Below are 10,006 nucleotides of genomic sequence, written 5' to 3'. Positions count from 1 at the left end.
GCTGAGGCGGGCGCGGCTGAGGCGGTGCGCCGAGCCCGTGGGGGCGGCTCAGGCCAGGCCCGCGGCCTTCAGCGCGTCCGGGACGATCTCCGCGAGGGCGCGGAAGGCCCGGCCGCGGTGGCTGATGGCGTCCTTCTCGGCGGGCGTCAGCTCCGCGGTCGTGCGGGTCCCGCCCTCCGGCAGGAAGACCGGGTCGTAGCCGAACCCGCCGGTGCCGCGCGGCTCCCGGATGACGGTGCCGTGCATCCGTCCCTCGACGCAGTGCTCGGCGCCGCCCGGGACCACCAGCGCCGCCGCGCACACGAACGAGGCGCCGCGCCGGCCGTCGGCCACGTCGGCGATCTGGTCGATGACGAGCCGGAGGTTGGCGGCGTCGCGGTCGCCGCCGGCGCCGAACCGTCCCGACCAGCGGGCCGACAGCACGCCGGGCATGCCGTTCAGCGCGTCCACGCACAGGCCGGAGTCGTCGGCGACGGCGGGCAGCCCGGTGAACGCGGCGATCGCGCGGGCCTTCAGCAGCGCGTTGCCCTCGAAGGTCAGCTCGGTCTCGGGCACGTCGGGGGCGCCGGGGAAGTCGTCGAGGCCGACGACGTCGAGGTCACCGAGGATGCGGTGGAGTTCCGCCACCTTGCCCTGGTTGTGGGTGGCGAGGACGATCCGGCTCATCGGCCGAGGGCCTCGTTCTGGATGCGGGTCAGCTCGGCGCAGCCGGCGGCGCCGAGGTCGAGCAGCGCGTCCAGCTCCGCCCGGTCGAACGGGGCGCCCTCGGCGGTGCCCTGCACCTCGACGAACCGGCCGTCGCCGGTGCAGACGACGTTCATGTCCGTCCCGGCGGCCGAGTCCTCCTCGTAGCACAGGTCGAGGCGGGGCTCGCCGTCCACGACGCCGACGCTGACCGCCGACACCGAGGTGATGAGCGGGTCCCCCTTGAGGAGGCGGCGCTCGCGCATCCAGCTCACCGCGTCGGCCAGCGCGACGTACGCGCCGGTGATCGCGGCGGTGCGGGTGCCGCCGTCGGCCTGCAGGACGTCGCAGTCGAGCTGGACGGTGTTCTCGCCGAGCGCCTTGAAGTCCAGGCACGCCCGGATCGACCGGCCGATCAGCCGGGAGATCTCGTGGGTGCGGCCGCCGATCCGGCCCTTGACCGACTCGCGGTCGTTGCGGGTGTTGGTCGCGCGCGGCAGCATCGCGTACTCGGCGGTGACCCAGCCGAGCCCGCTGTCGCGCCGCCAGCGGGGCACCGAGTCCTGCACGGACGCGGCGCACAGGACCCGCGTCGCGCCGAACTCGACGAGCACCGACCCTTCCGCGTGGTCGAGCCATCCGCGCTGGATGCGGACGGGGCGGAGGCTGTCGGGTGCGCGGTCATCGGGGCGAGCCATGCGCCCACCCTAGCGCTCGGTCCCCACCGGGGCGGCCCGCCGCGGGCAGAGCCGCACCCGTCGCCGGAGGCGCCGTCAGAGGTCGTAGACGGCGCCGACCTCCGCCAGTTCGATGGGGCCCCGGTAGCCGCTGTCCTTCGCCTCGGAGAGCGTCTGGGACGGGTCGTTCCACGGCAGCAGGTGCGTGAGGACGAGCCGTCCGACCTCGGCCCGCTCCGCGTGCTCGCCCGCCTCCCGGCCCGTCAGGTGCATGTCCGGCGGCAGCCCGGGACGGTCCGCGAACGCCGCCTCGCAGAGGAACAGGTCGGAGCCGCGCGCCAGCCGCACCAACTCGTCGCTGTGCCCGGTGTCGCCGGAGTAGGTCAGCGCGCTGCCGCCGTGCTCGATCCGCAGGCCGTACGCCTCGACCGGGTGGTTCATCAGCGCGGTCGTCACCGTGAACGGGCCGATGCGCATCGGCCCCGGCTCCAGCGGGCGGAAGTCGAAGGTGTCGGTCATCTCCGGGTTGGGTTCCAGCTCGTACGCCTTGATCATGTGCTCCGCGGTGCCGCGGGGGCCGTACACGGGGATGCGCGGGGCCGGGCCGTCCGGGCAGTACGTCCGCGCGATCCAGTAGACGGTGAGGTCGAGGCAGTGGTCGGGGTGCAGGTGCGAAATGCAGATGGCGTCGATGTCCAGCACGCCGTGGAAGCGCTGGAGGCTGCCGACCGCACCGTTGCCGATGTCGAGGAGCATGGAGAAGCCGTCCGCCTCGATCAGATAGCTGGACGCGGGGCTGTCCGGCCCTGGGAAGCTGCCGGAGCAGCCGATCACAGTGACCCGCACGCTCACTCCTCCTCTTGGGTTTCCCGAGGAATCAGGTCGTCAAAGCCTTGCTCAACGTGCTCTCCACCGGGCCGATCTCCGGTCCGAGGAAGCGGCGGCCGAGCTCGGCGAACACGGCGGGGTCACCGGTGGCGCGGAACCGGTGCCGCGGCCGGGGCTTCGCCTCGGCGCGGGCCAGTCCCCGATCGTGCAGCACTCGGTACACGTCCTTGGCGGTCTCGTCGGCGCTTGAGACCAGTGTGACCCCGTCTCCCACCACATACGAGATGACGCCCGCCAGGAGCGGGTAGTGCGTGCAGCCGAGGATGAGGGTGTCGCAGTCCGCGTCCACAATCGGACGCAGGTAGCCGCGGGCGGCGTCGAGCAGCTCGTCGCCCATCGTCACGCCCGCCTCGACGAACTCGACGAAGCGCGGGCAGGCGGCGCTGACCAGCTCGATGTGCGGCGCGGCCGCGAACGCGTCCTCGTAGGCGCGGCTGTTCACGGTGGCCTCGGTGGCGATCAGCCCGACCCGCCCGTTGGACGTGGCACGGGCGGCGCGCCGGGTCGCGGGGTTGATGACCTCCACGACCGGGACGTCGTAGCGCTCGCGGGCGTCGCGCAGCATCGCCGAGCTGGCGCTGTTGCAGGCGATCACCAGCATCTTCACGCCCTGGTCGACCAGCTCGTCCAGCATCTCCAGGGCGAACGCGCGGACCTGCGCGATCGGGCGCGGCCCGTACGGCTGGCGGGCGGAGTCGCCGAGGTAGACGATCGGCTCGTTCGGCAACTGGTCGAGGATGGCACGGGCCACCGTGAGGCCCCCGAAACCACTGTCGAAGATCCCGATGGGCGCGTCTGGGAGGCCGTCCCCCCGGGATGGATCTGACATGGTGCACAAGGCTAAGCGACAGGACCCCGCCGGGGTGCGTCATGCGTTGGACATCACACCGTCACGCACCGGAAAACCGTCCAGCTCACGGCGCGGGCGCATGATCCGTTCGTTTCCGATCCGGAACACCGGTGTGTCGCGGCGGTCAGGAGCGGGCGAGGGGCACGCGGGCGATCTGCCTGCTCTGCGCGACGAGGCGGCCGGCGCTGTCCCACACCTCGACCTCCTCGTCGAACCAGCCGCCGGCGAGGAGCCGCCCGGTGCCGTGCACGGCGAGCCAGCCGGGCGCCGGGACGGCCCGCATGTGCCAGGTCAGCTCGACGGTCGGGGCCCAGCCCTGCGCGCCGAGGTTGAGCGCCACGGGCGGCAGCGCGTCGACGGCGAGGGCGAGGGAGTAGCCGTCGGGCTCCTGGCCGCAGCGGTGCCGGAACCAGGCGCGGATGTCCGGGCGCCCGCTCGGCCGCCCGTCCAGCCAGCCCATCGTCGTGCGGTCGAAGCGCATGTCGACCTGGTCGGCGAAGCCGCTGTCGACGGCGGAAGGCGGGCGGAACCCCGTGCACTCCTCCAGCGGAGGCAGCTCGGCGGGCGGCGCGGCCGCGTAGTCGGGCTCGGCGGCCGGGTCGAGGGTGCCGGTGGTGATCAGCGCGTCCACGACGGGACGGCCGTCCTGGACGAGGGTGACGAAGGACGAGGCGGCCGTGCGGCCCACCTTGCGGGAGTCGACGACCAGCTCGGCGGGGCCGGGCTTGGCGACGCGGTGGAAGTTCGCCGCGGTCGAGACGGGGTGCTCGTGCGGCGAGGCGTCCACCGCGGCGCGGGCGAGCACGGCCATCAGGTAGCCGCCGTTCAGCGCCTGGGCGATGCCGTAGCCCTCGTCCAGGACGGCCTCGTACCGGCCCTCGCCGACCGGCTTCACCGCGGTCGACTCCCCGAACCCGCTCATCCGCACTCTCCCGGGTCGACCGTCCCGGCGGGGCGTCCGCCGAGACGGTTCTAGAATCTCGTTCGAGTACGCACTCTACCCTGCCGCCTCGCCGCCCGACCGGGCGGTCAGGCCCAGAGCTGGCCTTCGAGGCGGGCCTCGGCCTCCTCCAGCGTGCCGCCGTACGCGCCGGTCGACAGGTACTTCCAGCCGCCGTCGGCGACGATGAACACGATGTCGGCGCGCTCGCCGGCCTTCACCGCCTTGTTCGCCATCCCGATCGCCGCGTGCAGCGCCCCGCCGGTCGAGATGCCCGCGAAGATGCCCTCCTGCTCCAGCAGCTCGCGGGTGCGGCGCAGCGCGTCGCGCGACCCGACCGAGAACCGCGTCGTCAGGACGGAGTCGTCGTACAGCTCGGGGATGAAGCCCTCGTCAATGTTGCGCAGCCCGTACACCAGCTCGCCGTACCGCGGCTCCGCCGCGACGATCCTGATGTCCGGCACCCGCTCGCGCAGGAAGCGGCCGACGCCCATCAGCGTGCCCGTCGTGCCGAGCCCGGCGACGAAGTGCGTCACCGACGGCAGGTCGGCGAGGATCTCCGGGCCGGTCGTCTCGTAGTGCGCGAGCGCGTTGGCCTCGTTGCCGTACTGGTAGAGCATCACCCAGTCGGGGTTCTCCTCGGCCAGGCCCTTCGCCACCCGCACGGCCTCGTTCGAGCCGCCCGCCGCCGGGGAGGAGATGATCCGCGCGCCCCACATCTCCAGCAGCTGGCGGCGCTCGGCGGAGGTGTTCTCCGGCATCACGCACACCATCGAGTAGCCGCGCAGCTTGGCGACCATGGCCAGCGAGATGCCGGTGTTGCCGGACGTCGGCTCCAGGATCGTGCAGCCGGGCGTCAGCAGCCCCTCCTTCTCCGCCTTCTCGATCATGTGGAAGGCGGGGCGGTCCTTCACCGAGCCGGTGGGGTTGCGGTCCTCCAGCTTGGCCCAGAGCCTGACGTCCTCGCTCGGCGACAGCCGCGGCAGCCCGACCAGCGGGGTGCCGCCGAGCGAGTCCAGCAGTGAGTCGAATCGCATGTGGCGCTCGTCCCGACCGGCTCAGCCGCCGGCGACGGCCGGCAGGATCGTCACGCTGTCGCCGTCGGAGACCTCCGTCTCCAGCCCGCCGAGGAAGCGCACGTCCTCGTCGTTCAGGTAGACGTTGACGAACTTGCGCAGGCCCTTGTCGTCCACGAGCCGGTCGCGCAGGCCCGCGTGCCGGGTGTCCAGGTCGGCGAACAGCTCGTCGAGCGTGCCGCCCTTGCCCTCGACGGCCTTGGCGCCGTCGGTGAGGTTGCGCAGGATCGTCGGGATCCGGACCTCGATCGCCATCGCGATGATCTCCTTAAAACGTCGTACGGGACTGCCCGCCCCTGGCGTAGAACCGGGCGGGCGGCGGGATGATTCCAGGCGTGATCAGCGCGTCAGCGACAGTCGTAGACGACCTCGGCGCGCGAGTGCCCGAACAGGAAGCTCTGCACGGGTGGCACCGCTGGGGCCACGGCGCGGCGCTCAGCGCCGCCCGTCCCATGCCCGCTCGTCCACATGTCAACCAGTTTACCGGCCGGGAGGCCGCCGGTCCCGGCCGCCTCCGGACCTCGCGCACCGCTCATCCCGGTCGCGCCGCTCCTTCTGCCGGCGCCGTCAGGAACCGTCGACGATGACGACCTCTTCCTCGGTAACCTCGCCGTCCACGATGCGGAACGAACGGAACTCGGCCTCGTCCTCCTCGCGGGTCGAGACGAGGACGTAGTGCGCGGTCGGCTCGGACGCGTAGGAGATGTCGGTGCGGGAGGGGTAGGCCTCGGTCGCGGTGTGCGAGTGGTAGATCACCACCGGCTCCTCGTCGCGGTCGTCCATCTCCCGCCACACCTTCAACTGCTCCTGGGAGTCGAACCGGTAGAACGTCGGGGAGCGCTCGGCGTTGACCATGGCGACGAACCGGACGGGGCGGTCCGAGCCGACCGGGCCCGCGATGATGCCGCAGGCCTCGTCGGGGTGGTCCGCGCGCGCGTGCGCGATGATCTGGTCGACCAGGGCCCGTTCAATCGTCAGCATGCCCGCAAGCTTAGAAGGCGCCCGTTCCGGAACCCCCACCCCAGGGCGGCTACTCCGGGGGAGGCTCCTCAAGGGGAGGTTCCTCCAAGGGCGGCTCCTCCAGAGCGTGGACGAGACCGTCCTGGAGCATCGTCAGCCAGTCGTAGGCGGCGAACATGGGGGCGCGCGGGTCGCGCGGGTCGAGGGCGCCCGCCTCCTCGTACCAGTCCTCGGTGATGTCGAGCCGGGTTCCGAGCGCCAGCCGGACGTCGTTCAGCGCACGCAGCCACTCCTGCATCCGCTTCTCGTCGAGGACGGTGTCGGTGTCGGTCTCACCGAGCGCGCCGAGGACCGCCCGGGCGGCCTCGCGCTTGCCGTCGCGCAGGCCGATCTCGGTGTAGCGGCGGAACTCCCCGGCGGCCTCGCCGTCGTCGCGGTAGGCGTCGGGGAACAGCCGCGCCAGGACCGGGTCGTCCGGCTTCACGGCGTTCTCGGCGATGCCCATGGAGGCCAGTTCGTCGTCGGGGCCGGGCGCGTCGCCGAGGAGCGCGAGCAGCTGCTCCATGAGGGCGCGCAGCAGCGCGGTCTCCTCCGGCTCCAGCCGGACTTGGAAGCCCTGGCGCGTCTTCGTCACATGGCTCATCGGGTCAATCATCCCGCTTCACGGTCGCCCACAGGCCGTAGGAGTGCAGGATCTCGACGTCCCGCTCCATCTCCTCGCGGGTGCCGTTGGCCACCACGGCGCGGCCCTTGTGGTGCACGTCGAGCATCAGCTTCTCGGCCTTGGTCTTGGGGTAGCCGAAGACGGCCTGGAACACATATGTGACGTACGACATGAGGTTGATCGGGTCGTTCCAGACGATCGCCAGCCAGGGCCGGTCGGCGCTCACGTCCTCCGCTGCGCCCGGCCGCTCCTGTTCGACCGGTGCGGGCGCCGTGTTCATGGCGCTCATTGGCCGGGTCGCCCCCTTTCTGCGCGCGGTCGGTCCGCCCACCGCATCCGATGCTATGCGTCTATCCCTCTCCTTGTGGGGAACGATCCCCCGCGCCGCCCGGTTCGCCGCGCTCACGCGTTTCCTTGGGGGGACCACCCCCACGCCGCCCAGTTCGCTGCGCTCACGCGTTTCCTTGTGGGGGACGATCCCCGACGCCCCCGGTTCGCTGCGCTCAGTGTGGTCTCCGGGTGTGGCGGCCCGCGTCACCATGGTGCCCGCAGTCGGCCCTAAAGTGCCACTTGTGAACCTTGGTGACGGCACGGCCCTGCTGACCGACCAGTACGAGCTGACCATGCTGCAGGCGGCCCTCCGCAGCGGGACGGCCGGCCGCCGCGCGGTGTTCGAGGTGTTCGCGCGGAGCCTGCCCGCCGGGCGCCGGTACGGCGTCGTCGCGGGCATCGGGCGGCTCCTCGACGCCATCGAGGCGTTCCGCTTCGAGGACGCCGAACTGGAGTTCCTCACCGCGAACGGCATCGTGGACGAGCCCACGGCGCGCTGGCTGGAGAAGTACCGCTTCACCGGGAATGTATGGGGCTATCCCGAAGGCGAGTGTTATTTCCCGGAATCGCCGATCCTGATGGTCGAGGGGACGTTCGGGGAGGCGGTCCTGCTGGAGACCGTCGCCCTGTCGATCCTCAACCACGACTGCGCGATCGCGTCCGCCGCGTCCCGGATGGTGCAGGCCGCGCAGGGGCGCCCGATCATCGAGATGGGGTCGCGGCGCACCCACGAGCGCGCCGCCGTGGCCGCCGCCCGCGCCGCCTACATCGCCGGGTTCACCACCACGTCCAACCTGGAGGCGGGCCGGCTGTACGGCGTGCCGACCGCCGGGACCAGCGCGCACTCCTTCACCCTCCTGCACGACAGCGAGCGGCACGCGTTCGAGGCGCAGCTCGCGGCCCTCGGCGGGGGCACCACGCTGCTGGTCGACACCTACGACGTCGAACGGGCCGTCCGCGCGGCGGTGGAGCTGGCCGGGCCGACGCTCGGCGCCGTCCGGATCGACAGCGGCGACCTCGGCGTGGTGGCGCGGCGCGTCCGCGAGCAGCTCGACTCCCTCGGCGCGCACGGCACGCGCATCGTGGTGACCGGCGACCTGGACGAGTACGGCATCGCGGCGCTCGCCGCGGCGCCCGTGGACGGGTACGGCGTGGGGACGTCCCTGGTGACCGGTTCCGGCGCCCCCACGGCGTCCCTCGTCTACAAGCTCGTCGCGCGGGCGGACGGCCCCGAGGAGGACGCGCCCATGCGCCCGGTGGCGAAGCGCTCCACGGGCAAGCCGAGCCGGGGCGGGCGCAAGACGGCCGTCCGCCGCGTCGACGGGCACGGCGTCGCCTACGCCGAGACCGTCTTCACCACCGAACCGACCACCGGCCCCCGCGACCGCGTCCTCCAGGTGCCGCTGGTGCGCGACGGCGAGGTCGTCGGGAGCGAGGCGCTCGGCGATGCCCGGGAACGCCACGCCCGCGCCGTCGCCGAACTGCCCCCGACGGCGCTCCAGCTCTCGAAGGGCGAGCCCGCCGTCCCGACCGAGTTCGTCAACGGCGGGCCACGCCGTTGAGCCGTCCCGCTTGGGGGAACGAGCCTGGGGTACGGTCGGAGCGGAGCCGGTGGGGCAACCGGTAGAGGGAGCGGTCATGGGCAAGAAGGCTCTGATCATCGTGGACGTGCAGAACGACTTCTGCGAGGGAGGGTCGCTCGCCGTCGCGGGCGGGGCCGCGGTGGCCACCGCGATCTCCGAGTACGTGGCCGCCCACCGGTCCGAGTACGCGCACATCGTCGCGACCCGCGACTTCCACCTCGACCCGGGCGGCCACTTCTCCGCCGAACCGGACTTCGCCGACACCTGGCCGCCGCACTGCGTGATCGGCACCCCGGGCGCCGACTTCCACCCCAACCTGGCACTCGCCCCCATCGAGGCCGTCTTCAGCAAGGGCCGCGAGACCGCCGCCTACAGCGGCTTCGAGGGCTTCTCCGACGACGAGACCCCGCTCGCCGACTGGCTCGCCGCCCGCGGCGTCGACTCCGTCGACGTCGTCGGGATCGCCACCGACCACTGCGTCCGGGCCACCGCGGTGGACGCTGTCCGCGCGGGCCTGCGCACCACCGTCCTGCTCGACCTCACGGCCGGCGTCAGCAAGGCCACCGTCGACCGGGCCCTCGACGAGCTCGCGCAGGAGGGCATCGTCCTGTCCGGCGCCCCGGTGGTGACCGCCTGACCATGCCCCCCACCACGCCCCCGCCCCCGCCCCCGGACACGACGGAGCCCACGGTCATCCTGATCGCCGGCGTCTCCGGCAGCGGCAAGACCACCATCGGCACGCTCCTCGCCGAGCGCCTCGGCTGGGACTACGCCGAGGCCGACGCGTTCCACTCCGAGGCCAACGTCGCCAAGATGCGCGCGGGCCACCCGCTCACCGACGAGGACCGCCTCCCCTGGCTGCGCGCCATCGCCGCGTGGATCGCGGAACGCCTCGCCACCGGCCGCCCCGGCGTCGTCACCTGCTCCGCCCTGAAACGCAGGTACCGCGACATGCTGCTCGACGGTCATGCGGGCGTCCGCCTGGTCCTCCTGGACGGCGACCGCGACACGATCGCCGCTCGGATGAAGGCCCGCAAGGGCCACTTCTTCAAGGCCGAGCTCCTCGACTCGCAGTTCGCCGACCTGGAACCCCCGGCCCCCGACGAGAACATCGTCACCGCCCCCATCACCGGTACGCCCGAAGAGACGGCCGCCCACATCCTCAAGGCCCTCGACCTGGTCCCGCCCTCCCACTGACCTCCCGAAGCCGGCCGCGGTCGGACGTGGCAGTCGACGAGGCGAGCCAAACCGACCGCCCGGAGCCTCCGCCCCCTGGTCCGGCGTAGAGCGGGTCGTCTCAGTCGCGCACGTGGCGGTGCCGAGGGCGCCGTCGCAGCGTCCGGTTACGGCCCCC

At 72.6% G+C, this 10,006-nt stretch carries 14 protein-coding genes; 3 read left to right on the top strand and 11 right to left on the bottom strand.

Features of this window, described 5'->3' with window-relative positions:
• Positions 1-48 precede the first annotated feature (48 nt).
• The 11 genes from rdgB to clpS form a co-directional block, all read right to left on the bottom strand.
• The gene (gene rdgB / locus ABWI07_RS01740) at positions 49-666 is read right to left on the bottom strand and encodes an RdgB/HAM1 family non-canonical purine NTP pyrophosphatase (protein ID WP_353817385.1); all 618 of its coding nucleotides are present in this window, start codon (positions 664-666) and stop codon (positions 49-51) included.
• On the bottom strand, positions 663-1,382 hold the full coding sequence (rph, locus tag ABWI07_RS01735) for a ribonuclease PH (RefSeq protein ID WP_149259458.1): 720 nt from the start codon (positions 1,380-1,382) through the stop codon (positions 663-665). The genes rdgB and rph overlap by 4 nt, the downstream gene beginning before the upstream one ends.
• Before the next feature lie 75 nt (positions 1,383-1,457).
• Positions 1,458-2,207: an MBL fold metallo-hydrolase gene (locus ABWI07_RS01730; RefSeq protein WP_149259457.1), complete on the bottom strand. Its 750-nt coding sequence runs from the start codon at positions 2,205-2,207 to the stop codon at positions 1,458-1,460.
• A 31-nt stretch (positions 2,208-2,238) separates the two neighbouring features.
• Positions 2,239-3,078: a glutamate racemase gene (gene murI / locus ABWI07_RS01725; protein ID WP_149259456.1), complete on the bottom strand. Its 840-nt coding sequence runs from the start codon at positions 3,076-3,078 to the stop codon at positions 2,239-2,241.
• A 145-nt stretch (positions 3,079-3,223) separates the two neighbouring features.
• Complete coding sequence (locus tag ABWI07_RS01720; protein WP_149259455.1) at positions 3,224-4,021, bottom strand: thioesterase family protein; 798 nt, start codon at positions 4,019-4,021, stop codon at positions 3,224-3,226.
• A 107-nt stretch (positions 4,022-4,128) separates the two neighbouring features.
• The gene (locus tag ABWI07_RS01715) at positions 4,129-5,076 is read right to left on the bottom strand and encodes a PLP-dependent cysteine synthase family protein (protein ID WP_149259454.1); all 948 of its coding nucleotides are present in this window, start codon (positions 5,074-5,076) and stop codon (positions 4,129-4,131) included.
• Between the two features lie 21 nt (positions 5,077-5,097).
• Entirely contained in the window at positions 5,098-5,370 is a 273-nt protein-coding gene (locus tag ABWI07_RS01710) for a MoaD/ThiS family protein (RefSeq protein ID WP_149259453.1), read from the bottom strand.
• 92 nt (positions 5,371-5,462) lie between these two features.
• Positions 5,463-5,585: a hypothetical protein gene (locus tag ABWI07_RS01705; protein ID WP_268843236.1), complete on the bottom strand. Its 123-nt coding sequence runs from the start codon at positions 5,583-5,585 to the stop codon at positions 5,463-5,465.
• A gap of 97 nt (positions 5,586-5,682) precedes the next feature.
• Positions 5,683-6,096, bottom strand: a complete 414-nt coding sequence (locus ABWI07_RS01700) for a M67 family metallopeptidase (protein WP_149259452.1) — start codon at positions 6,094-6,096, stop codon at positions 5,683-5,685.
• A 49-nt stretch (positions 6,097-6,145) separates the two neighbouring features.
• Positions 6,146-6,718, bottom strand: a complete 573-nt coding sequence (locus tag ABWI07_RS01695) for a DUF2017 domain-containing protein (protein WP_353817384.1) — start codon at positions 6,716-6,718, stop codon at positions 6,146-6,148.
• 4 nt (positions 6,719-6,722) lie between these two features.
• Positions 6,723-7,019, bottom strand: a complete 297-nt coding sequence (gene clpS / locus ABWI07_RS01690; protein WP_149259596.1) for an ATP-dependent Clp protease adapter ClpS — start codon at positions 7,017-7,019, stop codon at positions 6,723-6,725.
• Positions 7,020-7,278: 259 nt separating this feature from the next.
• Here clpS and ABWI07_RS01685 point away from each other — a divergent pair, with 259 nt between their 5' ends.
• The 3 genes from ABWI07_RS01685 (at position 7,279) to ABWI07_RS01675 (ending at position 9,849) form a co-directional block, all read left to right on the top strand.
• Entirely contained in the window at positions 7,279-8,631 is a 1,353-nt protein-coding gene (locus ABWI07_RS01685) for a nicotinate phosphoribosyltransferase (RefSeq protein WP_353817503.1), read from the top strand.
• A gap of 76 nt (positions 8,632-8,707) precedes the next feature.
• A complete protein-coding gene (locus ABWI07_RS01680; RefSeq protein ID WP_353817383.1) occupies positions 8,708-9,289 on the top strand; it encodes an isochorismatase family protein in 582 nt (193 codons plus the stop codon).
• Positions 9,290-9,291: 2 nt separating this feature from the next.
• The gene (locus tag ABWI07_RS01675; protein WP_353817382.1) at positions 9,292-9,849 is read left to right on the top strand and encodes a gluconokinase; all 558 of its coding nucleotides are present in this window, start codon (positions 9,292-9,294) and stop codon (positions 9,847-9,849) included.
• Positions 9,850-10,006 lie beyond the last annotated feature (157 nt).

It is taken from the genome of Actinomadura sp. NPDC000600, assembly GCF_040492135.1.
In the GTDB taxonomy this organism is placed as follows: Bacteria; Actinomycetota; Actinomycetes; order Streptosporangiales; family Streptosporangiaceae; genus Spirillospora.
Note: the sequence above shows the minus strand (reverse complement) of the source record. Positions and strands in the feature narration are given on the sequence as shown.